The organism is Rhizobium sp. RU33A (assembly GCF_900156055.1).
Lineage (GTDB): Bacteria > Pseudomonadota > Alphaproteobacteria > Rhizobiales > Rhizobiaceae > Allorhizobium.
Genome location: NZ_FTMQ01000004.1, coordinates 152,789 through 176,920, shown reverse-complemented (window position 1 = coordinate 176,920; position 24,132 = coordinate 152,789). Strand labels below are relative to the sequence as shown.

The window sequence follows — 24,132 nt, the reverse complement described above, 5'->3', positions numbered from 1 at the left end:
GGTATGAGCGCGCCAAAGTAAATCGGCGCCACTCTCCCGTATTGCGCCCCAGCTATCAGAGATCACAAACATGAAAATGCGCAACATCGCGATTATCGCGCACGTCGACCATGGAAAAACGACCCTCGTGGACGAGCTTCTGAAGCAGTCGGGGTCTTTCCGTGAGAACCAGCGCACCGCCGAGCGCATGATGGATTCGAACGACCTCGAAAAGGAACGTGGCATCACGATCCTGGCCAAGGCGACATCGATCGAGTGGAAGGGCCACCGCATCAACATCGTCGACACGCCCGGCCACGCCGACTTCGGTGGCGAAGTCGAGCGTATCCTCTCGATGGTGGACGGCGCGATCGTTCTGGTCGACTCCTCGGAAGGCCCGATGCCGCAGACCAAATTCGTGGTCGGCAAGGCGCTGAAGGTCGGTCTTCGCCCGATCGTCGCGATCAACAAGATCGACCGTCCGGACGGTCGCCATGAAGAAGTCATCAATGAAGTCTTCGACCTCTTCGCCAATCTCGACGCGACCGACGATCAGCTCGACTTCCCGATCCTCTACGGTTCGGGTCGCGATGGCTGGATGAACGTCAATCCGGAAGGCCCGAAGGATCAGGGCCTTGCCCCGCTCCTCGACCTCGTGCTCGAGCACGTGCCGGAGCCTAACGTCGAAGAAGGCCCGTTCCGCATGATCGGTACGCTTCTCGAAGCGAACCCCTTCCTCGGTCGCATCATCACCGGTCGTATCGCGTCCGGTTCGATCAAGCCGAACCAGGCTGTCAAGGTTCTCGCCCAGGACGGCAAGACCGTCGAAACTGGCCGTATTTCGAAGATCCTCGCGTTCCGCGGCATCGAGCGCCAGCCGATCGAAGAAGCCCATGCTGGTGACATCGTCGCCATCGCCGGCCTTTCGAAGGGCACGGTTGCTGACACGTTCTGCGATCCTTCTATCACCGAAGCCATGACGGCACAGCCGATCGATCCGCCGACCGTCACCATGTCCTTCCTCGTCAACGACAGCCCGCTCGCTGGCACGGAAGGTGACAAGGTCACGAGCCGCGTCATCCGCGATCGCCTGTTCAAGGAAGCCGAAGGCAATGTCGCGCTGAAGATCGAAGAATCTGACGGCAAGGATTCCTTCTTCGTGTCGGGCCGTGGCGAATTGCAGCTCGCCGTTCTGATCGAAACCATGCGTCGCGAAGGCTTCGAGCTTGCCGTTTCGCGTCCGCGCGTCGTGATGCACAAGGACGAGAGCGGCCAGACCATGGAGCCGATCGAAGAAGTCGTGATCGACGTCGATGAAGAGCATTCCGGTGTCGTCGTGCAGAAGATGTCCGAGCGCAAGGCCGAGATGGTCGAGCTTCGCCCGTCCGGCGGCAGCCGCGTTCGTCTGCGCTTCTATGCACCGACCCGTGGCCTGATCGGCTACCAGTCGGAACTCCTGACCGATACGCGCGGCACGGCGATCATGAACCGCCTGTTCCACGACTACCAGCCTTACAAGGGTGCGATCACCGGTCGCGTCAACGGCGTTCTCCTGTCCAACCAGTCGGGTGAAGCTGTTGCTTACGCGATGTTCAACCTGGAAGACCGTGGCCCGATGATCATCGAGCCAGGCGAAAAGGTTTATGCCGGCATGATCATCGGCATCCACACCCGTGACAACGACCTCGAAGTCAACGTGCTCAAGGGCAAGCAGCTGACCAACATCCGCTCGGCCGGCAAGGACGAAGCGGTCAAGCTGACCCCGCCGATCCGCATGACGCTCGACCGCGCGCTGTCCTGGATCCAGGACGATGAGCTGATGGAAGTCACGCCGAAGTCGATCCGCCTGCGCAAGATGTTCCTTGATGCGAACGATCGCAAGCGCATGGAAAAGTCCAAGGCTGCTATTTGAGGCGCAAGTCTCTGAAAATATGTTTCGTTTTGAAACCCCGGTCCAAAAGGCCGGGGTTTTGTTTGTGCATCCTCCGCCTTCCGCCTTGCGAGTAATCTTAAAAAAGCGTTAAATTTTCTCGTTGGGCCGATGCAGGTCCAGGCTCCGCGTCTCATCAGGGGGCGCGCCAGAGTGGGTTTACGTTATGAAGACGTTGTCGATCGACATGCGCTTGGCAGGTCCCGGTGATGCCGCCGCGATCGCGGATGCCCATCGCAATGCCTGGATGCACGCCTATTCCGGTATCATTCCCTATCGTGCGCTGACCCGTATGGTCGAGCGCCGCGGCGAAAGCTGGTGGCGCAAGGCAACGCGCGGCCCCGCCACGATCCTCGTTGCCGAAGTGGCGGGTCAAGTCGCTGGTTATGCTTCCCTCGGCTACAACAGAGCACGCGTCTTGCCGCATGAGGGCGAGATCTACGAATTGTATCTCCGGCCGGAATATCAGGGTATCGGACTCGGTTATCAGCTGTTCCACGAGGCGCGGCGGATTTTGAAGGCGCTGGGCTGCAACGGCATGGTCGTCTGGTGCCTTGAAGACAGCGAGATCGCTGCCAATTTCTTCCGGACGAACGGCGGAACGGATGCCGTCGAGGGAATGGAAGACTTCGACGACGTGCACCTGAAGAAGCTCGGCTTCATCTGGAACTGACGAAGCGCCAGGCGCCTATTCAACGACATAGCCCTCGGGCCAGCTTAATATCCGGTTGCTGAAGAGGTCGCTGCGCTTGCGGACCCAGCGAGGACTGCAACAAAAGCCAGTTCGTGCCATCCCGCGGGCAAATTTTCCGTGCCCCTGATCATGCCGGCAATACGCCTTCGTGTCTGACCCCGCACCGCACCCCTCGCGTCCGCCGAAAGCCGTGTTGCATTGCGCCATAATTCGCATTAGGTAGCGCAGGAATTCAACACTCTACGGGGTCCAATAAAATGCGTATTGATGCAATTGCCATCGGCAAGAACCCGCCGGAAGACATCAACGTCATCGTCGAAGTTCCTGTCGGCGGCCAGCCGATCAAGTATGAGATGGACAAGGACGCCGGCACGCTGGTCGTCGACCGCTTCCTCTACACCCCGATGACCTATCCGGGCAATTACGGCTTCGTACCGCACACGCTCTGCAAGGACGGCGACCCGCTCGACGTTCTGATCTGCAACACGCGCCCGCTCGTTCCGGGCTGCGTCATCAATGTTCGCCCGATCGGCGTGATGATGATGGAAGACGATGGCGGTATGGACGAGAAGATCCTCGCCGTGCCGGTGCCGAAGCTGACGCGTCGCTATGACAAGATCACCAACTACACCGATCTTCCGGAAATCACGCTGAAGCAGATCCAGCACTTCTTCGAGCACTACAAGGATCTGGAGCCCGGCAAGTGGGTGAAGATCGGCGACTGGATGGATGTCGATGCTGCCAAGCAGATCATTCTGGACTCGATCCAGCGCGCCAAGGACGAAGGCAAGTAAGTTCTCAGGCGGACGCGAGAGCGTCTAACCGCGATTTCAAATCCTCCGGGTCGCCCTCGATCCGGAGGATTTTTTGTCTTGAGGTTTCGCCGGAGACGACTGTTATCGTCGATTTCGGGACCTTCAAGGATTTCGAGAGCAGGGCGATCAGGGCCTTGTTGGCCTTGCCCTTTTCGGGCACGGCGGTCACGCGGGCCTTCAGATGTGCGAGACCGTCGGCGGTGACCTCCACCCCGTCAAACGCATCGCGCCCGCCGTTCGGTGTCAGCCGGACGGCGAGCAGGAGATGGTCATGGTCAAGACGGTAGGGGCTTGTCACGCCACCAGCGGGTAGATGCTGTTCCAGAGGAAGGAACGCAGGAAGAAGATGATCAACAGCAGGACAATCGGCGAAATGTCGATACCGCCGAGATCCGGCATGAAGCGGCGGATCGGGCGGAGGGCCGGTTCGGTGACGTTGTGGAGGAATTGTCCAAGCGTCGCCACGAATCGATTGCTGGAGTTGATCACGTTGAAGGCGTAGAGCCAGGAGAAGATCGCACTGCCGATCAGAATCCAGGTGAAGATGCTCAGGGCAAGGTCGATCGTCTGAAACAGTGCGTACATTCAGGTCTCCATTTCTCGGTTGACAGTGATGTAGACATTGGCGACTTAACGGACAAGTGGATGGGGCCCACGCAATCCGAATCATGTTTAACGGCGGGCCTGTCCGCAGCTTAAGGTCACTTCGATGCACCCGTCCTCGGCCGATGATCGTTTCGCCGCGTTTCGGCATTCCTCCTACACGCGTTTCTTCTTTGCCCGCTTCCTGGGAGCCTTCGCCACCCAGATCCTCAGCGTCTCCGTCGGCTGGCAGATGTACGACATGACGGGCAATGTCTTTTATCTCGGTCTGATCGGTCTGGTGCAATTCCTGCCGTCACTGCTGCTAATCCTCGTCACCGGTTCCGTCGCCGACCGCTACAATCGCCGGGCCATCGTCTCGATCTGCATGATCGTCAGCGCCATTTGCGCCGGAGCGTTGCTTGGGCTCACCATCGCCGACGCCTTCGAGCCGACGATCGTTTTTGCCATCCTCGTCGTCTTCGGCATCGAGCGCGCCTTTGCCGCTCCCGCCGTACAGTCGCTTGCGCCCAATCTGGTGCCGCAGAAGGATCTCTCCAACGCGATCGCCTGGAATTCGTCCTCCTGGCAGACAGCGTCCATCGTCGGCCCCGTGGCCGGTGGTCTGCTCTACGGAGCAAGTCCGGTCGTCGCTTATTCCGTGTCCTTTGCTTTCTTCGCGGCCGCGGCGATCCTGGTTTTCCTCGTCAAGCGCCCGCCACAGCGGAAGTCGGAGAAGGCCGTTAGCCTCGACACACTGTTTGCGGGCTTCCGCTTCATCTTCGGTGAGAAGGTGGTGCTGGGTGCGATCTCGCTCGACCTCTTCGCAGTCCTGCTCGGCGGCGCCGTGGCGCTGATGCCGGTCTTTGCGCGTGACATTCTCGATCTCGGCCCCTGGGGGCTCGGTCTCCTGCGCGCCGCACCCGGGATCGGCGCCATCATCGTTGCCATCGCGCTTGCGACCTTCCCAATCCGCCACAATGCCGGGATCTTCATGTTCATCGGTGTTGCGCTGTTCGGGGCCGGCACGATCGTCTTCGGCTTGTCCGAATATGCGTGGCTCTCGATCCTCGCCCTGATGCTGATGGGTGCCGCCGACATGGCCTCGGTCTATGTGCGCGAGACCCTGATCGCGCTCTGGACGCCGGACGAGGTGCGCGGCCGGGTCAACGCGGTCAACATGGTCTTTGTCGGTGCGTCCAATGAACTCGGCGAATTCCGCGCCGGCACCATGGCGCATTTCGTCGGGCCTGTGCCAGCCGTCGTGATTGGTGGTTTCGGCACGCTCGCCGTTGCCGCCGTCTGGGCGCTCGGTTTCCCGCAGCTGCGCAAGATCGACAGTCTAGAAGTGCCGGAGCGTCAGGAGGCGCGCTGATCGCGCTCGAAGATCAGGTCGAGGAAATCCGACAGCCAGGCCCGCAAGGGGGCGTCGAAGATCATCCGGCCTTCCAGATGCTCCCGGCCTTGCTGGGCATTGGGCAGCACGAAACGATGTGCACCATGGACCACCCAGCGGTGCATCATGGCGCGGGTCAGCTCGGCGTGGAACTGCACGGCCCAGGCATTTTCTCCGTAGCGGAAGGCCTGATTCGGATAGATGTCGCCGGTCGCGAGCAAGTTGGCCCTATGTGGCAGGCTGAAGCCCTCGCGGTGGAAGTGATAGACCATCTTCGGCCAATGCATCAGCAGGCGGCCATGCTCGGTCGGACGGATCGGATACCAGCCGATTTCGGTGCGTTCCTCCCGGTCGGCCTCCACCTTGCCGCCGAGATGGCGGACCAGCATCTGAGCGCCGAGGCAGATGCCGAGGAATGGCTTGTTTTCTTTCAGGGGTACGTCGAGCCAGTTGATTTCGGTCTTGATGTAATCGTCGGGATCATTGGCGCTCATCGGCCCGCCGAAGACGACCGCGCCGGCATGGTTCGCCAGGGTTTTCGGCAAATCTTGGCCGAGGACCGGGCGGCGGATATCGAGAGGGTAACCCTTTTCTTCCAGCATCTGGCCGACCCGGCCGGGGCTTGAGCGTTCCTGATGCAGGACGATCAGAACAGGCTGCTTGCGATCGCGCGAACGCGACCGTTCCTCACGTGGCATCGTCGATCGCTCCAAGACCCGCCCGTTCGGCTGCTTCCTGCCGCTGGACGATGCGTTCACGCCCGGAGACACCGAGCAGATCGGCAACCCGCCAGATCGCATGGTCTTCCATTTCGCTGCGGGTGCCATCGGCATAGACGATGTCCCAGAGGATCCCTACGAGGTGCTGGCGCTCATCTTCGTTCAGCTGGCGCTTCAGCTCTGTGGTGAAGCGATAGTAGTCCACCGCCTCGCTTTCCGCGTCCTGACCGGCTTCGATCAGGGCGTCAAGGGCGCTATCGTCGAGCCCGTATTCTTCTTTCAGAATTTCCCGCAGTTTCATCCGCTCGGCATCGCGCACGACGCCATCGGCCTCCATGACTTGGAGACAGAGGGCCGCGACTGCGATCCGCGGGTCATCGGGGGCGAAGACCGCTTTAGGGCGGTCCTGCATCACGGATTGGAAAAAGGCTTGCAAGCGGTCGAGCATGCGGATCCCGTCAGAAGAGTTTCAGGCGCGTTTTGGCTTCCGGTGCAGCGAGCGCCGGATCCTTGACCCCGGGGTCATCGGGCGGTCGGCCGAAGAATGGCTCTACCACCGCTGGCTCCTGCGCAGCGGGAGTGGCCTCTCGGGATGCAATCACCGCAGGTTTTTCCGGCTTTGTCGCTTTGGCTGGAGGGGCCACCGGTTCGATCGCTTTTGCTTGAGGCTCTGCATCGATCACCCGGGCTTCCGGGTGCACGATTTTCGGCTTTGCCGTCTCGAACTGAGGTTCGGGCCGCGCAGGCGGCTCGACCTTTGCGACAGGCGGGAGTGAGGCAAGTGCCTTTTCGCCTTCGGAGACGCTGCCTTCTTCGATCGGGCCGGCCAGTTGGTCAAAGGGAGTCTTCCATTCGAAGGCATCGAGACGACCGGTGACCGGCGAAATCGGCATCCAGCGCTCGGAGACATGGCCGTCGGCCACCCAGGCGGCATCGCGCGGCGCCTTCAGGGCCTGGCCCATCCAATGACGGATACGGCCCTGGTCGCCGGTTTCGGCCTCTTCAATATCTGCAAGGAGCAGATAGACGCGTTCGCGCGAAGCGATACGGGCTGCAGCTTCCGCCTTTGTCCGTGCCTTCTTGAAATCCTGGGCATCGAGCGCTGCTTCGGCGACAGTGAGCAGGGATTCGTAATTGTTCGGCTTCAGGGCCTCAAGCTTTTCCGCCTTCTTCAGACGATCGACGGCGCTGTCACCGCTGCGCGCCCGCACATAGGCCCGGGCAATTTCGGGGTGTGGGTCGAGTTTCCAGACCTGTTCGAGCGTGTGTGACGCCTTGCGCAGGTTGTCTTCGCGCATATAGGCCTTGGCGGCCACGATCGCAGCCGGGACGAGACCCTTGGCGAGCTTCAGTGCCTTCAACGCGCTGTCGCGTGCCCCTGCGGGTTCGGCTTCCAGCTGGTCCTCGGCTTTTGCTGTCAAAAGCACGGCTTTCAGGCGTTCGGCCTCGTGGCGCTCAAGAACATGGGCAATCTTCTGCTGATCGAGAAGGCGGATAGCATCGTCCCAGTGGCCGGCGCGGCAGCGGTGTTCGAGCGTCGCCTTTGCTGCCCAGGGCAGGTAAGGGGCAGCTTCCGCTGCGGTTTCGGCATATTGCCGGGCTGCCTCATGGGCCCCCAAACGGTTTGCCTCGACATAGAGACCGCGCAAGCCGAGTTCGCGGGTCTCCGGATCCTCGGACATCTCCTGGAACAGGCGGCGTGCCTCGTCGTGCCGGCCTTCGATCAGAGCGGCCTGGGCATCCAGCACGCGGATCAGCGGCTCCTGATCAGCGCGGACCAGGCTTCTGGCGCGGGCACTCATCTTGCGGGCCAGGATTGCGTTTCCAGCACCAGCGGCAATCAGACCGGTGGAGAGCGCCTGGTAGCCACGGTCGCGCTTGCGGGCGCGGAAGAAGCGGCGGACCGAGTGAGGGGAGGTCCAGAGCGTGCGCAGCAGCCACCAGGTCACCATGATTACGGCGACGAGCCCAACGAGCGCCGTTACGGCCACAATCAGATCGGTATTGTACTGCTGGCCTTCCCAGATCAGCGAGATTTCACCGGGACGATCCGCGATCCAAGAGAAGCCGAAGCCGAGCGCCAGGATGAAAGCGAAGAAGAAGAGAACCTTGAGGATGGTTGTCATGCGTCAGCCTCCGTTTCCGGCCACGGTCTGAGACAGGGCCGCGGATACCCGCTCCTCTGCCTCGATCCGGTTCTTCAGAGTTGTCGCAAAGTCGGATGAGGCCGCCTTGCCGGCTTCAGGCAGTGTTTCCCATTCCAGGGCCGCGCCCTTGAGGTCGCCGTTCTGCAGCTTGTTCTCAACGCGGGCGACGATAGCCTCCGGTGTGTCGCCCTCGACATTGCCGACGGGCCGCACCTTGACCAGCGAGCGGGCGCTCGCCATCAGCCGATCGGTCCAGCCTTCGCCTTGCTCCGGCTGGTGGATGGCGGCGAGGATCTCCTCCGCCACCTGGTTGAACTGCCGTGTTAGATCCGACCGAGACGGCACGCCGTTGCTTGCAAGCGGTGTGAGTGCGGCAACCGCCGGATCCTCGGGGGAAACGCTTTTCAAGGCGTCAAGCTCCGACAGGAACGGGCCGCCGCGATCGATCGCGGTCTTCAAACCGGAAAGGGCGATGGCACGCGCCATTTCAACGTCGCTGCGTGGTTCGTCCAGCTTGCGCTCGGCTTCATCAAGTCGTGTGGCGCTCTGGTCGAGCGCTTGCTTGTTGCTGGCGATTTCCGCACGTAGGGACTCGATCGCCTGTTCTGCTGCGACCAGCTGCGTCTTGAGTGCTTCGACAGCGGCGGCATCGGCGGTCGGCTCTGAGCCCGCATTGGCGACGCTGGTTTCGAGCGCTGTGATGCGCTCGGCAAGGGCAGGGTCGGTGGCCGTCGCTGCCGGTTGTGCCGCCAGGCGCGCGACTTCGGCCTTCAACGCGTCAAGCTCTGCCGTGTCCACGGCTGGTGCCTGGACTGTCTGTTCCGGGCCAAGGCCCGGAACGATCCCGGCATATTGCATGCTGCCAGCCAGAGCGAGTGCTACGAGGCCGCCGAAGATGCCGGAGGCAACCAGGGTCGAGGTCGGAGGTGACTGGCGAACCGGTTCGCGGCTGGTGACCGTCTCGCTTTTCGCTGTCGTTTCAGCACGCGTTTCCGTGTCATCGACAGGGGCGGTTTCAGCCGTCGGCTCCGGCGTGGGCGTCCAGGGATCTGCTGGCGTTTCAGCCGGAGCGTCGTTCGACGCCGTATTGCTTGCGGTCGGCTCGTCAGCCACGGCAGACGAGGCAGGGGCATCCGATGGGACAGCATCGGCCTCGGCATTGCCGGAATCCGCAGCGGACTTGGTTTCCTTTGCGGTCAGATCGATCGTCACCGGATCATCGGTGGCTTTCGATCGACGGGGTGGCTTTCCGGAAACCATGGCAACCTCTTCATTTCGCGCGTGTGACTAAACCTAGTCAGTCCTCATGGCGAAGGGAAGGCCCGAGGTTCCATTTCACGCGGCACTGCATCAAAGCAGAAGAAGGAGCAGATCCTCGCGAGGTTCCATCGGCCAACGGCTTCTGGGCTGAAAATCTGCCGGGAGGGCGTCAGCAATCTTTTCACTCAGGCAGAGAAAACGTGTCTGTGGCCAGTCGAGCACTTCGCTCGTTCGTTCGTGCAGCTCCCTCAGACGCCTTGCCGTTTCGGAGGAGTAGACAAGAATTGCTTCCGGCATCGGGGTGAGCTTGTCGATTATCGTGGCGTCGGGATAGATGGACGGAACCATCCGGTAACATTCTCGTACGTCGACCATGCGTCCCGCCTCTCGCAGCTTGGCTTCAAAGTCTGGAGAGCGTGGAGTTCCCGTCAGATAGAGGATCAATGCGCCCGGATTCTGGTCCGACTTCGCGATGAGCAGTCCAGCCAGGGAGTGTCCATCACCGTCGGCAACCGATACATCCTTGAAGCCGGCCTCTCTTGCTGCCCGTGCGGTCGCGCGACCGACGGCGAAGAGGGGCAGGGCGCGGAAGAGGCGTCTTACATCGTCCGGCAGCGTTTTCAGCACGCGCATCGCTTCGGCACTGGTCACGGCAAGGAAACCTGCGTCGGGTGCGGGAGGGGCAGCGAGTGCCTCGGGTTGTTGCATCGCCTGCATCAGGGGCAGGAGCACGGGCTCATGACCGCGGCGTTCGAGTTCGGCGGCGGTTCTGGCCGAGGCCGGCTCCGGACGCGTCACGAGAACGCGCATGCCTCAACTCCAGCTGTCGAAGAAGTCGCTACCGGCCTTGGTTCGAACCGTGCCGCCGGCTCTCGCGCCGAGTATGGCAGCCTCCGTCCGGCTTCCCTCGATCTCCACGTCATGCCAGCGGCTGCCGTCGGGCGTCAGGATCATGCCGGCAAAGCGGATCGCGTCGCCCTGCACCGTTGCAAGGCCTGCAATCGGCGTGCGGCAGGAGCCATCGAGGGCGCCGAGAAAGGCGCGTTCGCAGCTGACAGCGTCAAAGGTATCGTGGTCATTGATCGCTTCGAGCAGGTCGTTGACCCTTGCATCGCCGATGCGGCTTTCGATGCAAATCGCGCCCTGGGCCGGTGCCGGGGGAAAGTCGCTCGGGTCGAGCAGTTCGGTCGGGATCTCGGGCTTGCCGAGCCGGCGTAGGCCGGCATAGGCGAGCAGCGTCGCATCCACCTCGCCATCGGCAAGCTTGCGCAGGCGGGTGTCGACCAGGCCGCGGAAGGTGATGACGTTGATATCGGGGCGGATACGGCGGATGAGGGCCTGGCGACGCAGCGAAGACGAGCCGACGGTTGCCCCTTCCGGAAGTTCCTTCAGCGTCGGAGCGGTGCGGCCAACGACGGCATCACGAACATCCTCGCGCGGCAGGAAGGCCGACAGGAACAGCCCTTCGGGCAATTTGGTCGGCATGTCCTTCGAGGAATGCACCGCGAAATCGAGATCGCCGGAGAGAAGTTGATCCTCCAACTCCTCGGTGAACAGTCCCTTGCCGCCGATTTCAGACAGCGCACGATCGGTGATGCGGTCGCCCTTGGTTGAGAGTACGACGATCTCGAACATGTCTTCGGGAAGGCCATGGACCACCATGAGGCGTGCCCGTGTCTCAGAAGCCTGGGCCAGAGCGAGCGGGCTGCCCCGCGTGCCGATGCGGAAAGGTTTTGTTTGCATCCGAACTTGTCCGTTGTTACCGACAGATTTCGTAGACCGGTTTCTCGGCGACCGCAATCAATGAACAGGTTCCATGACATCCAAACTGCGCATCCTCGGCATCGAAACCAGCTGTGACGAGACCGCGGCGGCTGTCGTCACGCGGCTTGCGGACGGCTCTGCTATCACCGAGGCTGATGTCGTGTTGAGCCAGCTCGACGAACACAGCGCCTATGGTGGCGTGGTGCCGGAGATTGCCGCTCGCGCCCATGTGGATGCGCTGGATACGCTGATCGAAGAGGCGCTGACCCGGGCAGGCATCACGCTGGCCGAGGTCGATGCGATCGCTGCCACGTCCGGCCCCGGCCTGATCGGTGGCTTGCTGGTTGGCCTGATGACCGGCAAAGCGATCGCAAGAGCGACAGGCAAGCCGCTTTACGCCGTCAACCATCTTGAAGGCCATGCGCTGACGGCGCGCCTGACGGATGGCGTTCCCTTTCCCTATCTGATGCTGCTTGTTTCCGGCGGTCACACGCAATTGGTTCTGGTCAAAGGCGTTGGCGAATACGAGCGCTGGGGCACCACGATCGATGACGCCCTGGGCGAGGCCTTCGACAAGACGGCGAAGCTTCTCGGGCTTCCCTATCCGGGTGGTCCCGCCGTCGAGCGGGCGGCGGCCACGGGCAATCCCAAGCGGTTTGCCTTCCCACGGCCTTTGGTCGGCGAAGCTCGCCTTGATTTTTCGTTTTCGGGCCTGAAGACCGCCGTGCGTCAGGCTGCGGAAGGCATCGCGCCTGTCACCGACCAGGACATCGCCGACATATGCGCCTCCTTCCAGCATGCCATCTCACGCACGTTGAAGGATCGCATCGGCCGTGGCCTGCAGCGGTTCAAAGAAGTATTTCCCGATGTGGCCGAGCCTGCGCTGGTCGTCGCCGGCGGTGTCGCTGCCAACAAGGAAGTGCGCCAGACGCTCGATACACTCTGCGCCGAGCACCGCTTCCGTTTTGTCGCGCCGCCGCATCATCTTTGCACGGACAATGCCGTCATGATCGCCTGGGCAGGGCTTGAACGCATGGCGCTCGGCATGCCCTCGGATGATCTTGCAGTCGCACCCCGGTCGCGCTGGCCGTTGGACCAGGATGCCAAGGCCTTGCTCGCTTACGGCAAGCGAGGAGCCAAGGCATGAGTGGGATGCAGCGTATCGCCGTCATCGGCGCGGGTGCTTTTGGTACCGCGCTTGCCGCTGTGGTCGCCCAGACGGGCAGGGCGCAGGCCCTGCTGATCGGTCGCGATGCCTCGGTCATGGCTGATCTCGCTGCACGCCGCGTGCATGAGTCCGCACTGCCGGGCATTCAATTGCCTGCGTCGCTGTCCTTTTCCGCCCGGGCGGAGGATCTCGGCGAGGCCGACATCGTGCTCTTCGCCATGCCGTCCCAGGCGCAGATCGCGGCTGCCGAAACCTACGGGCCGCATTTGAAGCCAGGTGCACCCGTTGTCATCTGCGCCAAGGGCATCGAGAAGCAGACGTCGCGGCTCCTCACGGATGTTATGGAAAGCGCCCTGCCGGGCCATCCGATCGCCATGCTGTCGGGTCCTGGCTTCGCGGCAGATATCGCCAAGGGCCTGCCGACGGCCATGGCGATCGCTGCAGAGGACCTGTCCCTTGCCGAACACCTGGCAAAGGCGATTTCCGGCCAGACCTTCCGCCTCTATGCCTCTGATGATCGGATCGGCGTCCAGCTCGGTGGTGCGTTGAAAAATGTGCTGGCGATTGCCTGTGGCATCGTCGAGGGCATGGGGCTTGGCGATTCGGCACGTGCTGCCCTGATCGCCCGTGGCCTTGCGGAGATGTCGCGGCTCGTCGATGCGATGGGCGGACGAGGTGATACGGTGCGGGGCCTGTCGGGTCTCGGCGACCTCGTTTTGACGGCAACCAGCCATCAGTCCCGCAATCTGCGCTTCGGCATAGCGCTCGGCCGTGGCGAACCCATCGGCTCCCAGCAAGGTTCGCTCGTTGAGGGTGCCTTTGCGGCTGCGGTCGCTGCCCGTCTCGCCGAAGGTCGCCAGATCGAGATGCCGATAACGGAAGCCGTTGCCGCGATCATCGACGGCAGGCTGGACATCCCGACCGCGATCACCCAACTGATGTCGCGACCGATCACCACCGAATAAGAGATCCCCTAGGAGAGACAAGATGCTGTTTGCCGTCATCTGCGCCGACAAGCCAGGCCACCTGAACCTTCGGATGGAAACCCGTCCGCCGCATGTCGAGTGGCTCAACGGGCTGAATGCAGCCGGCCAGCTCAAGATCGCCGGCCCGTTCCTCGATTCCGACGGCAAGCCTTGCGGTTCGATGCTGCTGATTGCCGCCGATGATATAGAGGCTGCCAAGGCGCTTGCCGCACAGGACCCCTATGCCAAGGCCGGCCTGTTCGAGACTGTCGAGATCAAGCCCTATAACTGGGTCTTCAATAATCCGGAGGCGTGACCGGCATGGCATTCTGGCTCTACAAGTCCGAACCCTTCAAGTGGTCCTGGGAAATGCAGAAGGCCAAGGGTGACGTTGGGGAAGAGTGGACCGGCGTTCGCAATTATCTCGCGCGCAACAACATGCGGGCGATGAAGATCGGCGACAAGGGGTTCTTCTACCACTCCAACGAGGGGCTGGAAGTCGTCGGGATCGTCGAAGTCTGTGCGCTCTCGCATCCGGATTCGACCGCCGAGGGGGATGCCCGCTGGGACTGCGTCGACATTCGCGCCGTCTGCGACATGCCGAAGCCTGTCAGCCTTAAAGACGTCAAAGCGAACGAGAAGCTCGCGAAGATGGCGCTTGTCACCTCGATGCGGCTCTCGGTCCAGCCGGTGACGGATGACGAATATTTCGAGGTCTGCCGCATGGGCGGTCTCGACAATCCGCCCGTCTGATCTCCTCGTGAAGACAGATCCTGATCGATTCATCCTCGAAAACACCAGCGTGTTGTCGCCGCCGCATGTGCCGGAGATCCGACTGCACCTTGCAAGCGAGGTGCATGATCTCTGGATGAAAACCGAGGAGGATCTGGAAGCGATCGGTCTGCCGCCGCCGTTCTGGGCCTTTGCCTGGGCGGGCGGCCAGGGGCTCGCGCGCTACATCCTCGATCATCCGGAAACGGTAAGGGGGAAACGCGTTCTCGATTTTGCCAGCGGTTCGGGAATGGTGGCGATTGCAGCTGCCCTTTCGGGAGCCGCCGCCGTGGTGGCCGCCGATATCGATCCCTGGGCGAAATGTGCGGTGCGGCTGAATGCCGCTCTCAATGGCGTGAGCATCGATTTCACCAATGACGACCTGATCGGCCGATCCGTCGATGTCGACGTGATCCTTGCCGGCGATGTCTTCTATGAGAGCGATTTTGCCAAGGCGCTGGTCGCCTGGTTCAGCGCTATTGCGAAGGATGGATGTCTCGTCCTGGTCGGAGATCCCGGACGCAGCTATCGCCCGATTGACAATCTCGAGCCGCTGGCGACCTATGAGGTGCCAGTCACGCGCGTTCTGGAAGACAGCGAGATCAAGAAGACGACCGTCTGGAAATTTCTCTAGTTCTTCGGCCTGATCACACAGACACCGGCTTCGAACGAGCAAGCCTCATCCGGATTTTCTGCAGAAATTTCAATGATTTTTGCCTTGGGCGGGCGATAGGTAATGACTTGCGGCCTCAAGCCCCTGTCGATGGCCAGGAACACGCCGTTGCCTTTGATGCGCAGGCCCGAGACGCTGCCGACGAAGGTGCCGATGCCGGGGATGACAGAGGGAAGACCGTTGCTGCCGATCACCGCCTGGCCCTGGGATTTGTAATGGCCATGGCCTCGGTCATGCCGCTCCCCGGCGAGGCCGCCGTCGGCGGTGGAGATGAGCGCGATGCCCGCAGCTGTCAAAACGGAACCATACTTTAGCATGCGGCAACCTCCGGAACGCAGTTAACAAATCGTTAACGCAACATGCCGCAACTGGTTGCTAAAGTCATCCATCTCAACGCTTTTTTCGTATGGAGGAATGCGGTTCGCATGGACGCTAAAGGTCTGTTCACGCGAATCGATTAAATTGAAATCGTCAAGCGAATGTGCTTGTCGTCCGGGGTTTCGAGGATTAAACGTCCCCCTGATGCAATGCCACAAACGCTATGACGCATTGCAAACAATATGTCCGAACACTCGGACCGCATCGAGACGCCGCGAGGTTTAGATGGCGAATGTGACTAAAAACCGGCCCCTGTCGCCGCACCTGCAAATCTACAAGCCTATCCCCACAATGATCATGTCGATTCTGCACCGCATCACCGGTGCCGCGCTCTATTTCGGCACGATCTTGGTCGCGTGGTGGCTGGTGGCCGCTTCAACGGGTGCTGACTACTTCGAGTGGGTCAACTGGTTCATGGGAACCATCATCGGCCGCCTGATCCTGTTCGGCTATACCTGGGCACTCATCCACCACATGCTTGGCGGATTGCGCCATCTGATGTGGGATGTCGGCTACGGCTTCGACAAGCATTTCTCGACGAAGCTCGCCAAGGCGAACATCATCGCATCCGTCGTCCTGACGATCCTCGTCTGGGTCGTTGCCTATATCATTCGCACCTGAGGCACCATTCCATGGATATGCGCACTCCGCTCGGCAAGGTCCGCGGTCTCGGCTCGGCCAAGGAAGGCACCGAGCATTTCTGGCGTCAGCGCGTCACGGCCGTCGCCAACATTCCTCTGATCTTCTTCTTCGTCGGCTTTCTGGTCATGTACAACGGCGCGCCTTACGCCGAGGTGGTTGGCGCATTGTCGCACCCGCTCGTCGCCGTCGTCATGGCTCTGGTCGTGCTGTCGGCCCTGATCCATATGAAGCTGGGCATGCAGGTGATCATCGAGGACTATGTCCATGCCGATATCGCCAAGCTTTTGCTTCTGATGCTGAACACGTTCTTTGCAATCCTGATCGGTGGCCTCTGTCTTTTCGCCATCTTGAAGATCGCATTCGTAGGGTAAATCAACATGGCAACCATTCATAACTTCGCCCAGACCGGCAAGGCCTACACCTATGTTGACCATTCCTACGACGTCGTGGTCGTCGGTGCCGGTGGCGCCGGCCTGCGCGCGACGCTCGGCATGGCCGAACAGGGCTTCAAGACGGCTTGCATCACCAAGGTTTTCCCGACCCGTTCGCACACGGTCGCGGCTCAGGGCGGTATCGCCGCCTCGCTGAACAACATGACGCCTGACTGCTGGCAGTGGCACCTTTATGACACCGTCAAGGGCTCCGACTGGCTCGGTGACGTCGACGCCATGCAGTATCTCGCTATGGAAGCGCCGAAGGCGGTTTATGAGCTTGAGCATTACGGCGTGCCGTTCTCGCGTAACGAGGAAGGCAAGATCTATCAGCGGCCGTTCGGCGGTCACATGCAGAACTACGGCGAAGGCCCGCCGGTGCAGCGCACCTGCGCCGCGGCCGACCGTACCGGCCACGCCATCCTGCACACGCTCTACGGCCAGTCGCTGAAGAACAACGCGGAATTCTTCATCGAGTATTTCGCGCTCGACCTGATCATGTCTGACGATGGCAGCCGCTGCACCGGTGTCGTCGCCTGGAACCTCGACGACGGCACGATCCATCGCTTCTCGGCCAAGATGGTCGTTCTGGCGACCGGCGGTTATGGCCGCGCCTACTTCTCGGCAACGTCTGCTCACACCTGCACCGGTGACGGCGGCGGCATGATTGCCCGCGCGGGTCTTCCGCTGCAGGATATGGAGTTCGTCCAGTTCCACCCGACCGGTATCTACGGTGCCGGCTGTCTGATCACCGAAGGTGCGCGCGGCGAAGGCGGTTATCTCGTCAACTCCGAAGGCGAGCGCTTCATGGAGCGTTACGCTCCATCGGCAAAGGACCTTGCCTCGCGTGACGTCGTCTCGCGCTGCATGACGATGGAAATCCGTGAAGGCCGCGGCGTCGGCAAGAACAAGGATCACATCTTCCTGCATCTCGACCACCTCGATCCGGCGGTCCTGCACGAACGCCTTCCAGGCATCTCGGAATCGGCGAAGATCTTTGCCGGCGTCGACGTGACCCGCGAACCGATCCCGGTTCTGCCGACCGTTCACTACAACATGGGCGGCATTCCAACGAATTACTGGGGCGAAGTGCTGAATGCCGACTCCAACAATCCCGAACGCATCATCCCGGGTCTGATGGCTGTCGGTGAGGCTGGTTGCGCCTCGGTGCACGGTGCGAACCGTCTAGGCTCCAACTCGCTGATCGACCTCGTGGTCTTCGGGCGTGCGGCTGCGATCCGGGCTGCTGAAGTCATCGACCGCACCTCGCCGATTCCGGCACTCAATGTCGCCGCCTGTGACAAGATCATAGACCGCTTCGACAACACGCGTCACGCTTCGGGCCAGACCCCGACCGCCGTGCTGCGTGACAAGATGCAGCGCGCCATGCAGGAAGACGCGGCGGTCTTCCGTACGCAGGAATCGCTCGAAAGCGGCTGCCAGCGCCTGTCGGCGATCTGGAAGGAGCTGCCGGATATCAAGGTCACCGACCGTTCGATGATCTGGAACTCTGATCTCGTCGAGACGCTCGAACTGCACAACCTCATGGCCAACGCCATCACCACGGTCTATGGCGCCGAGGCCCGCAAGGAAAGCCGTGGTTCGCATGCGCGCGAAGACTACACCTCCGGTCCGTTTGGCGGTCGCGACGACGAGAACTGGCGCAAGCATACGCTGGCCTGGGTTTCGGAAGCGGGCGACGTCAAGCTCGACTACCGTCCTGTCCATACCGAGCTCATCGCTGAAGGCATTGATCTGAATAAGATCGCGCCCAAGGCTCGCGTCTACTGATTTGAGGACCTCATCATGGTAGAACTCGCTCTTCCCAAGAACTCCCAGGTCACCGAAGGCAAGGTCTGGCCGAAGCCGGCCGGCGCCAAGAACGTCCGCGAATACCGGGTCTATCGCTGGAGCCCCGACGATGGCGCCAATCCGCGCATTGATACCTTTTATATCGACGTCGACGACTGCGGTCCGATGGTTCTGGATGGTCTCCTGTACATCAAGAACAATATCGACCCGACGCTGACGCTGCGCCGGTCCTGCCGTGAAGGAATCTGCGGTTCCTGCGCGATGAACATCGACGGTACCAATACTCTGGCCTGCACAAAAGGCATGGAGGAGGTGAACGGTACGGTGAAGGTTTATCCTCTGCCGCATCTGCCGGTCGTCAAGGATCTCGTGCCGGATCTGACGAACTTTTATGCCCAGCATCGTTCGATCGAACCGTGGCTGAAAACCGTTTCCCCGGCGCCCGCCAAGGAATGGAAGCAGAGCCATGAGGACCGCCAGAAGCTCGACGGTCTCTACGAGTGCATTCTTTGCGCATGCTGCTCGACCTCCTGTCCGAGCTACTGGTGGAACGGCGACCGCTATCTCGGTCCGGCCGTCCTGCTGCAGGCCTATCGCTGGCTGATCGATAGCCGCGATGAAGCGACCGGCGAACGCCTCGACAATCTTGAGGATCCCTTCCGCCTTTATCGCTGCCACACGATCATGAACTGCGCGCAGGCCTGCCCGAAGGGTCTGAACCCTGCCAAGGCGATCGCCGAGATCAAGAAGATGATGGTCGAGCGTCGCGCCTGAGCCACATTGTCAAAAGAATGCGAGGCCGCTCGGAACTGTTTCGGGCGGCCTTAATTTATCCTTATAGTGCCGGCTATCGATCGAACGTGATATGGAACTTGATTAACCATATTCACGTAACGTATTTAAAACCCAGTTGTACGGCAGGTTGCGACGCAGGTCGCGAGAGCGGGAGTATAATGATGAAATTCAGCCATGCAGTCACCGGAGCAGCCATCCTTCTGGCGCTCGCGGGGTGCCAGCGTACATCCTACAGCAACATGAATTCCGCCAACAGCGCACTTCCGCCGCTGCAGGCCCAGCCTGTTCCTTCGGTCCAGTCCGGCCAGCTCCCGCCGCCCGGTGCGACTGATCCAAACCAATTCCCGGCTGCTCCGGCGATGAATACGGCTGCTGCCGTCGGCGCTGCCGGTGCACCGGCCACCGCGCTCGACGTCACCAAGGAATCGATGGTCGGCAACTGGCGCGTCCAGAGCGCTGGCGCAAGCTGCGACATGTTCCTGACGCTCACCAATCTCGGCAGTGGCTCGCGTGGTGGTACCCGTGGCTGTGCCGGCGAACTGACGGCCATGGGGTCCTGGGAAGTGTCCGGCAAGCAGGTTGTGCTCAAGGACCGCAACGGCAATACGATCGGCAGCCTCTACAAGACGGCCGATGCCCGCTTCGACGGCAGCACCGCGTCCGGCCAGCCGGTCAGCCTGAGCCGCTGATCCTCCTCTCATTCCTGCGGTGGCCCGCCTTGGGCCACCCTCCCGGCGGGACATTCATTCATGCAGCCAGTTCCTGACTACGGCTTGAGCGTCGTCGAGCAGTTGCGCGCGATGACGGAGGCGGGAACACTCCAGCCCGACCGCCATCAGTTCGGTGTTGCCGAGAAGCTCGACCGCATCCTGACGGAGTTCAAGGCGCGCAAACCGGCTGCAAAGAAGAGCGCGCTTGGCTGGATGTTTGCCCAGAGGCGCAAACAGGAAATCCCCATCAAGGGTCTCTACATTCATGGCAGCGTCGGTCGCGGCAAGACCATGCTTATGGACCTGTTCTTCAGGCTTGCACCCGTCGAGAAGAAACGTCGCGCGCATTTTCACGAGTTCATGGCCGATGTGCATGCTCGTATCCATGCCCACCGCCAGAAACTAAAGGCCGGCGAAACGAAGCAGGCCGATCCTGTGCCGCCTGTCGCGGCAGCGCTTCGTGAAGAGGCGCAGCTTCTCTGCTTCGACGAATTCACGGTGACCGATATCGCCGATGCGATGATCCTTGCCCGCCTGTTCACCGAACTTTTCGCGCGGGGTTGCACGCTTGTGGCAACCTCGAATGTCCAGCCTGATAATCTCTACCGCGACGGTCTCAACCGAGGGCTCTTTCTGCCCTTCGTCGATCTCTTGAAAAAGAACGTCGATGTCTCGACGCTCGATTCTCCCACCGATTATCGTCTGGAAAAGATGGAGAGTTTGCCGGTCTACATTGCGCCGCTCGACGACGCGCCGAAGATGATGGACATTGCCTGGAAGCGGGTGACCGAAGGCGCGCCCGAGGTCGCGGTCACCATCGAGATGAAGGGGCGAACCATCGAGATCCCACGTGCGGCAGGCCGGGCTGCGCGGTTCAACTTCCGCGAACTCTGCGAACGTCCCCTCGGCGCATCCGACTATCTGGCGATCGCCAAGCGCTTCGATGTGGTCTTTGTCGAGGGTATCCCGCACCTCGCCCCGGAAAAACGAAATGAGATGAAACGCTTCATCATTCTGATCGATGCGCTCTACGACGCCAGTGTACGGCTGTTCGCATCTGCAGCTGCGATGCCGGAAGCCCTCCTGACTGAAAAGAAGGGCACCGAAGGCTTTGAATTTGACCGAACAGTTTCGCGGCTTTTCGAAATGCGGAGCGCGGATTATCTAGAGCTGCACCAGTCAAAACGTCAAAAACATGACGCCTCGGTGACATAATATTTGACGTTTACGTAAGAATTTTATGTTCTAACCGATTGAAATTGATACACTGAAAATTATCGTTTGCGATCTACACCCTTTGGAGCTATGCGGTTTGTCCTCAAGGGCAGGCTAAAACTTGTCTCGACCTTGGTCGCGGATCCAAAAGGAAGTCTACAATGGCGCGCAAAAAGATCGCTCTTATCGGTTCTGGAATGATTGGTGGAACGCTGGCGCATCTCGCCAGTCTGAAGGAACTGGGCGATATTGTCCTGTTCGACATTGCTGACGGCATCCCCCAGGGTAAGGGTCTCGACATTGCCCAGTCCGGTCCGGTCGAGGGCTTCAATGCCAAGCTTTCCGGTGCGAGCGACTATGCCGCGATCGAAGGTGCCGACGTCTGCATCGTCACCGCCGGTGTAGCCCGCAAGCCAGGCATGAGCCGCGATGACCTGCTCGGCATCAACCTCAAGGTCATGGAACAGGTTGGCGCCGGCATCAAGAAGTATGCCCCGAACGCATTCGTCATCTGCATCACCAACCCGCTCGACGCGATGGTCTGGGCTCTGCAGAAGTTCTCGGGCCTGCCGACCAACAAGGTCGTCGGCATGGCCGGCGTTCTCGACTCCGGTCGTTTCCGCCACTTCCTGTCTGAAGAATTCAACGTTTCCGTCCAGGACGTCACCGCATTCGTTCTCGGCGGCCACGGCGACACCATGGTGCCGCTCGCTCGCTATTCGACCGTCGGCGGCATCCCGCTCACCGACCTGGTCAAGATGGGCTGGGTCACAAAGGAACGCCTCGAAGAGATCATCCAGCGCACCCGTGACGGCGGCGCCGAAATCGTTGGCCTGCTGAAGACCGGCTCGGCGTACTACGCCCCGGCCGCCTCTGCCATCGAGATGGCTGAGTCCTACCTCAAGGACAAGAAGCGCGTCCTGCCTTGCGCTGCCTACCTCACCGGCCAGTACGGCGTGAAGGACATGTATGTCGGCGTTCCCGTCGTCATCGGTGAAGGCGGCGTCGAGCGCATCATCGAAATCGACCTGAACAAGGCCGAGGAAGAGGCCTTCCAGAAGTCCGTCGGCGCCGTTGCCGGCCTCTGCGAAGCCTGCATCAACATCGCGCCGGCTCTCAAGTAATTGCCATTTCGCCCAAAACAGGGACACGACAATGAACATTCATGAATATCAGGCCAAGGCTCTTCTGAAGAGCTTTGGTGCACCGGTCGCCGAAGGTGTGGCGATCTTTTCCGCGGAAGAAGCCGAAGCTGCTGCAAAGCAACTGCCGGGCCCGCTTTACGTGGTCAAGAGCCAGATCCATGCTGGCGGTCGCGGCAAGGGCAAGTTCAAGGAACTGTCGCCGGAAGCCAAGGGCGGCGTTCGCCTCGCCTTCTCGATCGACGAAGCCAAGGCGCATGCCAAGGAAATGTTCGGCAACACGCTGGTAACGGCCCAGACCGGCGACGCCGGCAAGCAGGTCAACCGCCTCTACATCGAAGATGGCGCCGATATCGCTCGCGAACTCTATTGCTCGCTGCTCGTCGACCGCTCGGTTGGCCAGGTTGCCTTCGTCGTTTCGACGGAAGGCGGCATGGACATCGAAGCTGTTGCCCACGACACGCCTGAGAAGATCCATACGATCGCGATCGATCCGGAAGCCGGCGTTACCGACGCCGACATCGCCAAGATCTCGGCTGCCCTGGAACTGTCGGGTGCCGCTGCTGAAGACGCCAAGTCGCTCTTCCCGATCCTCTACAAGGCCTTCGTCGAAAAGGACATGGCGCTGCTCGAGGTCAACCCGCTGATCGTCATGAAGAATGACCATCTGCGCGTACTCGACGCCAAGATGTCCTTCGACGGCAACGCGCTGTTCCGCCATGACGACGTTCGTGCGCTGCGCGACGAGACAGAAGAAGACGCCAAGGAAATCGAAGCCTCCAAGTGGGACCTCGCTTACGTGGCCCTCGACGGCAATATCGGCTGCATGGTCAACGGTGCCGGTCTCGCCATGGCGACGATGGACATCATCAAGCTCTACGGCAAGGAGCCGGCAAACTTCTGCGACGTCGGCGGTGGCGCTGGCAAGGAGAAGGTCGCGGCTGCCTTCAAGATCATCACCGCTGACCCGAAGGTCGAGGGCATCCTCGTCAACATCTTCGGCGGCATCATGAAGTGCGACGTCATCGCGGAAGGCGTCGTTGCCGCCGTGCAGGAAGTCGGCCTGAAGGTTCCGCTCGTCGTGCGCCTCGAAGGCACCAATGTCGAACTTGGCAAGAAGATCCTGAACGAATCCGGCCTCGCGATCACCGCGGCCGACGATCTGGACGACGCTGCCAAGAAGATCGTCGCGGCGATCAACGGCTAATCTGAGGAACCTATTCGATGTCAATTCTTGTAAACAAGAACACCAAGGTCCTCGTACAGGGCCTGACCGGCAAGACCGGCACCTTCCACACCGAACAGGCGCTCGCTTACTACGGCACGCAGATGGTCGGCGGTATCCATCCGAAGAAGGGTGGCGAAAACTGGACCGGCTCCAAGGGTGAAAGCCTGCCGATCTTCGCGACCGTTGCCGAAGCCAAGGAAAAGACCGGTGCAGATGCATCCGTGATCTACGTTCCGCCGGCAGGCGCTGCCGACGCCATCATCGAGGCGATCGACGCCGAGATCTCGTTCATCACCTGCATCACCGAGGGTATCCCGGTCATGGACATGGTGCGGGTCAAGGCGAAGCTCGACAAGTCGAAGTCGCGCCTTCTCGGTCCGAACTGCCCGGGTATCCTGACGCCGGAAGAATGCAAGATCGGCATCATGCCGGGCTCTATCTTCCGCAAGGGTTCGGTCGGTATCGTCTCGCGCTCGGGAACATTGACCTACGAAGCGGTGTTCCAGACTTCGAACGAAGGTCTCGGCCAGACGACGGCTGTGGGTATCGGTGGTGACCCGGTCAAGGGTACCGAGTTCATCGACGTGCTCGAAATGTTCCTCGCTGACGAAGCCACGACCTCGATCATCATGATCGGCGAAATCGGCGGCGCTGCCGAAGAAGAAGCTGCTCAGTTCCTCATCGACGAAGCCAAGAAGGGCCGCAAGAAGCCGATGGCAGGCTTCATCGCTGGCCGGACTGCACCGAAGGGCCGCACCATGGGTCATGCCGGTGCTGTCGTTTCCGGTGGCAAGGGCGACGCAGAATCGAAGATCGAAGCCATGGAAGCCGCCGGCATCAAAGTTTCGCCGTCCCCGGCGCGCCTCGGCAAGACGCTGGTCGAAGTCCTCAAGGGCTGAGACCTGACGAAGAATAA

The 24,132-nt window shown here is 61.0% G+C and carries 27 protein-coding genes; 18 read left to right on the top strand and 9 right to left on the bottom strand.

All coding sequences use genetic code 11. The annotated features are described in order from the left end of the window. The first annotated feature begins 70 nt into the window (after positions 1-70). The 3 genes from typA to ppa all read left to right on the top strand — a co-directional run bounded on the left by typA (position 71) and on the right by ppa (position 3,397). Positions 71-1,891: a translational GTPase TypA gene (typA, locus tag BW978_RS16165; RefSeq protein WP_076396857.1), complete on the top strand. Its 1,821-nt coding sequence runs from the start codon at positions 71-73 to the stop codon at positions 1,889-1,891. 184 nt (positions 1,892-2,075) lie between these two features. Beyond that, the gene (locus tag BW978_RS16160; RefSeq protein ID WP_076396855.1) at positions 2,076-2,582 is read left to right on the top strand and encodes a GNAT family N-acetyltransferase; all 507 of its coding nucleotides are present in this window, start codon (positions 2,076-2,078) and stop codon (positions 2,580-2,582) included. Positions 2,583-2,860: 278 nt separating this feature from the next. After that, positions 2,861-3,397 carry an inorganic diphosphatase gene (ppa, locus tag BW978_RS16155; RefSeq protein ID WP_054150364.1) on the top strand — a complete coding sequence of 179 codons (537 nt, stop codon included), beginning with the start codon at positions 2,861-2,863 and terminating at the stop codon, positions 3,395-3,397. Positions 3,398-3,401: 4 nt separating this feature from the next. On the opposite strand, the gene BW978_RS16150 is transcribed toward ppa, so the two are convergent. Continuing rightward, a complete protein-coding gene (locus BW978_RS16150) occupies positions 3,402-3,716 on the bottom strand; it encodes a DUF167 domain-containing protein (protein WP_076396853.1) in 315 nt (104 codons plus the stop codon). Beyond that, positions 3,713-4,003, bottom strand: coding sequence for a YggT family protein (locus BW978_RS16145; RefSeq protein ID WP_054150366.1), 291 nt, complete (start codon positions 4,001-4,003; stop codon positions 3,713-3,715). The genes BW978_RS16150 and BW978_RS16145 overlap by 4 nt, the downstream gene beginning before the upstream one ends. 124 nt (positions 4,004-4,127) lie before the next feature. Between BW978_RS16145 and BW978_RS16140 the strand changes: the two genes are divergently transcribed. Beyond that, a complete protein-coding gene (locus tag BW978_RS16140; RefSeq protein ID WP_076396851.1) occupies positions 4,128-5,375 on the top strand; it encodes an MFS transporter in 1,248 nt (415 codons plus the stop codon). Here BW978_RS16140 and BW978_RS16135 read toward each other — a convergent pair. From BW978_RS16135 to hemC, 6 genes are all read right to left on the bottom strand, one after another. Further along, positions 5,360-6,094, bottom strand: a complete 735-nt coding sequence (locus BW978_RS16135) for a glutamine amidotransferase (RefSeq protein WP_076396849.1) — start codon at positions 6,092-6,094, stop codon at positions 5,360-5,362. The genes BW978_RS16140 and BW978_RS16135 overlap by 16 nt on opposite strands. Then, entirely contained in the window at positions 6,084-6,563 is a 480-nt protein-coding gene (locus BW978_RS16130; RefSeq protein WP_076396847.1) for a tellurite resistance TerB family protein, read from the bottom strand. Before BW978_RS16130 ends, BW978_RS16135 begins: the two co-directional genes overlap by 11 nt. A gap of 10 nt (positions 6,564-6,573) precedes the next feature. After that, a complete protein-coding gene (locus BW978_RS16125) occupies positions 6,574-8,241 on the bottom strand; it encodes a heme biosynthesis protein HemY (RefSeq protein WP_244551977.1) in 1,668 nt (555 codons plus the stop codon). Positions 8,242-8,244: 3 nt separating this feature from the next. Beyond that, positions 8,245-9,522 carry a mitofilin family membrane protein gene (locus BW978_RS16120; RefSeq protein WP_076396845.1) on the bottom strand — a complete coding sequence of 426 codons (1,278 nt, stop codon included), beginning with the start codon at positions 9,520-9,522 and terminating at the stop codon, positions 8,245-8,247. A gap of 90 nt (positions 9,523-9,612) precedes the next feature. Then, entirely contained in the window at positions 9,613-10,332 is a 720-nt protein-coding gene (locus tag BW978_RS16115; protein WP_076396843.1) for a uroporphyrinogen-III synthase, read from the bottom strand. Positions 10,333-10,335: 3 nt separating this feature from the next. Next, positions 10,336-11,265, bottom strand: coding sequence for a hydroxymethylbilane synthase (gene hemC, locus BW978_RS16110; RefSeq protein WP_076396841.1), 930 nt, complete (start codon positions 11,263-11,265; stop codon positions 10,336-10,338). Between the two features lie 73 nt (positions 11,266-11,338). Between hemC and tsaD the strand changes: the two genes are divergently transcribed. From tsaD to BW978_RS16085, 5 genes are read left to right on the top strand one after another with little or no spacing between them, the layout of a single operon-like run. Further along, a complete protein-coding gene (tsaD, locus tag BW978_RS16105; RefSeq protein WP_076396839.1) occupies positions 11,339-12,433 on the top strand; it encodes a tRNA (adenosine(37)-N6)-threonylcarbamoyltransferase complex transferase subunit TsaD in 1,095 nt (364 codons plus the stop codon). Continuing rightward, positions 12,430-13,419 carry an NAD(P)H-dependent glycerol-3-phosphate dehydrogenase gene (locus BW978_RS16100; protein WP_076396838.1) on the top strand — a complete coding sequence of 330 codons (990 nt, stop codon included), beginning with the start codon at positions 12,430-12,432 and terminating at the stop codon, positions 13,417-13,419. Before tsaD ends, BW978_RS16100 begins: the two co-directional genes overlap by 4 nt. Positions 13,420-13,441: 22 nt before the next feature. After that, on the top strand, positions 13,442-13,735 hold the full coding sequence (locus BW978_RS16095) for a YciI-like protein (RefSeq protein ID WP_076396836.1): 294 nt from the start codon (positions 13,442-13,444) through the stop codon (positions 13,733-13,735). Between the two features lie 5 nt (positions 13,736-13,740). Then, positions 13,741-14,172, top strand: a complete 432-nt coding sequence (locus tag BW978_RS16090) for an EVE domain-containing protein (RefSeq protein WP_076396834.1) — start codon at positions 13,741-13,743, stop codon at positions 14,170-14,172. Positions 14,173-14,179: 7 nt separating this feature from the next. Next, positions 14,180-14,824: a class I SAM-dependent methyltransferase gene (locus tag BW978_RS16085; protein ID WP_076396832.1), complete on the top strand. Its 645-nt coding sequence runs from the start codon at positions 14,180-14,182 to the stop codon at positions 14,822-14,824. Here BW978_RS16085 and BW978_RS16080 read toward each other — a convergent pair. Continuing rightward, the gene (locus tag BW978_RS16080; RefSeq protein WP_244551976.1) at positions 14,821-15,159 is read right to left on the bottom strand and encodes a hypothetical protein; all 339 of its coding nucleotides are present in this window, start codon (positions 15,157-15,159) and stop codon (positions 14,821-14,823) included. The genes BW978_RS16085 and BW978_RS16080 overlap by 4 nt on opposite strands. A gap of 307 nt (positions 15,160-15,466) precedes the next feature. Between BW978_RS16080 and sdhC the strand changes: the two genes are divergently transcribed. From sdhC to sucD, 9 genes are all read left to right on the top strand, one after another. Beyond that, positions 15,467-15,862: a succinate dehydrogenase, cytochrome b556 subunit gene (gene sdhC / locus BW978_RS16075; protein ID WP_076396829.1), complete on the top strand. Its 396-nt coding sequence runs from the start codon at positions 15,467-15,469 to the stop codon at positions 15,860-15,862. Positions 15,863-15,873: 11 nt separating this feature from the next. Then, complete coding sequence (gene sdhD, locus BW978_RS16070; protein ID WP_076396827.1) at positions 15,874-16,254, top strand: succinate dehydrogenase, hydrophobic membrane anchor protein; 381 nt, start codon at positions 15,874-15,876, stop codon at positions 16,252-16,254. A gap of 6 nt (positions 16,255-16,260) precedes the next feature. After that, positions 16,261-18,105 carry a succinate dehydrogenase flavoprotein subunit gene (gene sdhA, locus BW978_RS16065; protein WP_076396825.1) on the top strand — a complete coding sequence of 615 codons (1,845 nt, stop codon included), beginning with the start codon at positions 16,261-16,263 and terminating at the stop codon, positions 18,103-18,105. A 15-nt stretch (positions 18,106-18,120) separates the two neighbouring features. After that, positions 18,121-18,900, top strand: a complete 780-nt coding sequence (locus tag BW978_RS16060; protein WP_076396823.1) for a succinate dehydrogenase iron-sulfur subunit — start codon at positions 18,121-18,123, stop codon at positions 18,898-18,900. A gap of 182 nt (positions 18,901-19,082) precedes the next feature. Further along, positions 19,083-19,610, top strand: a complete 528-nt coding sequence (locus tag BW978_RS16055; protein WP_076396821.1) for a protease inhibitor Inh/omp19 family protein — start codon at positions 19,083-19,085, stop codon at positions 19,608-19,610. A gap of 60 nt (positions 19,611-19,670) precedes the next feature. After that, entirely contained in the window at positions 19,671-20,846 is a 1,176-nt protein-coding gene (gene zapE / locus BW978_RS16050; RefSeq protein WP_076396819.1) for a cell division protein ZapE, read from the top strand. A 161-nt stretch (positions 20,847-21,007) separates the two neighbouring features. Next, positions 21,008-21,970: a malate dehydrogenase gene (gene mdh / locus BW978_RS16045; RefSeq protein ID WP_054150409.1), complete on the top strand. Its 963-nt coding sequence runs from the start codon at positions 21,008-21,010 to the stop codon at positions 21,968-21,970. A 31-nt stretch (positions 21,971-22,001) separates the two neighbouring features. Further along, a complete protein-coding gene (gene sucC / locus BW978_RS16040; RefSeq protein ID WP_076396817.1) occupies positions 22,002-23,195 on the top strand; it encodes an ADP-forming succinate--CoA ligase subunit beta in 1,194 nt (397 codons plus the stop codon). Between the two features lie 17 nt (positions 23,196-23,212). Next, complete coding sequence (gene sucD / locus BW978_RS16035; RefSeq protein WP_076396815.1) at positions 23,213-24,115, top strand: succinate--CoA ligase subunit alpha; 903 nt, start codon at positions 23,213-23,215, stop codon at positions 24,113-24,115. Positions 24,116-24,132 lie beyond the last annotated feature (17 nt).

Bases quoted from the DNA above. Each gene is read 5' to 3' on its own strand.
- typA (WP_076396857.1), top strand. From the start codon at position 71: ATGAAAATGCGCAACATCGCGATTATCGCGCACGTCGACCATGGAAAA.
- BW978_RS16160 (WP_076396855.1), top strand. From the start codon at position 2,076: ATGAAGACGTTGTCGATCGACATGCGCTTGGCAGGTCCCGGTGATGCC.
- ppa (WP_054150364.1), top strand. From the start codon at position 2,861: ATGCGTATTGATGCAATTGCCATCGGCAAGAACCCGCCGGAAGACATC.
- BW978_RS16145 (WP_054150366.1), bottom strand. From the start codon at position 4,003: ATGTACGCACTGTTTCAGACGATCGACCTTGCCCTGAGCATCTTCACC.
- BW978_RS16140 (WP_076396851.1), top strand. From the start codon at position 4,128: ATGCACCCGTCCTCGGCCGATGATCGTTTCGCCGCGTTTCGGCATTCC.
- BW978_RS16135 (WP_076396849.1), bottom strand. From the start codon at position 6,094: ATGCCACGTGAGGAACGGTCGCGTTCGCGCGATCGCAAGCAGCCTGTT.
- BW978_RS16130 (WP_076396847.1), bottom strand. From the start codon at position 6,563: ATGCTCGACCGCTTGCAAGCCTTTTTCCAATCCGTGATGCAGGACCGC.
- BW978_RS16125 (WP_244551977.1), bottom strand. From the start codon at position 8,241: ATGACAACCATCCTCAAGGTTCTCTTCTTCTTCGCTTTCATCCTGGCG.
- BW978_RS16120 (WP_076396845.1), bottom strand. From the start codon at position 9,522: ATGGTTTCCGGAAAGCCACCCCGTCGATCGAAAGCCACCGATGATCCG.
- BW978_RS16115 (WP_076396843.1), bottom strand. From the start codon at position 10,332: ATGCGCGTTCTCGTGACGCGTCCGGAGCCGGCCTCGGCCAGAACCGCC.
- hemC (WP_076396841.1), bottom strand. From the start codon at position 11,265: ATGCAAACAAAACCTTTCCGCATCGGCACGCGGGGCAGCCCGCTCGCT.
- tsaD (WP_076396839.1), top strand. From the start codon at position 11,339: ATGACATCCAAACTGCGCATCCTCGGCATCGAAACCAGCTGTGACGAG.
- BW978_RS16100 (WP_076396838.1), top strand. From the start codon at position 12,430: ATGAGTGGGATGCAGCGTATCGCCGTCATCGGCGCGGGTGCTTTTGGT.
- BW978_RS16095 (WP_076396836.1), top strand. From the start codon at position 13,442: ATGCTGTTTGCCGTCATCTGCGCCGACAAGCCAGGCCACCTGAACCTT.
- BW978_RS16090 (WP_076396834.1), top strand. From the start codon at position 13,741: ATGGCATTCTGGCTCTACAAGTCCGAACCCTTCAAGTGGTCCTGGGAA.
- sdhC (WP_076396829.1), top strand. From the start codon at position 15,467: ATGGCGAATGTGACTAAAAACCGGCCCCTGTCGCCGCACCTGCAAATC.
- sdhD (WP_076396827.1), top strand. From the start codon at position 15,874: ATGGATATGCGCACTCCGCTCGGCAAGGTCCGCGGTCTCGGCTCGGCC.
- sdhA (WP_076396825.1), top strand. From the start codon at position 16,261: ATGGCAACCATTCATAACTTCGCCCAGACCGGCAAGGCCTACACCTAT.
- BW978_RS16060 (WP_076396823.1), top strand. From the start codon at position 18,121: ATGGTAGAACTCGCTCTTCCCAAGAACTCCCAGGTCACCGAAGGCAAG.
- BW978_RS16055 (WP_076396821.1), top strand. From the start codon at position 19,083: ATGAAATTCAGCCATGCAGTCACCGGAGCAGCCATCCTTCTGGCGCTC.
- zapE (WP_076396819.1), top strand. From the start codon at position 19,671: ATGCAGCCAGTTCCTGACTACGGCTTGAGCGTCGTCGAGCAGTTGCGC.
- mdh (WP_054150409.1), top strand. From the start codon at position 21,008: ATGGCGCGCAAAAAGATCGCTCTTATCGGTTCTGGAATGATTGGTGGA.
- sucC (WP_076396817.1), top strand. From the start codon at position 22,002: ATGAACATTCATGAATATCAGGCCAAGGCTCTTCTGAAGAGCTTTGGT.
- sucD (WP_076396815.1), top strand. From the start codon at position 23,213: ATGTCAATTCTTGTAAACAAGAACACCAAGGTCCTCGTACAGGGCCTG.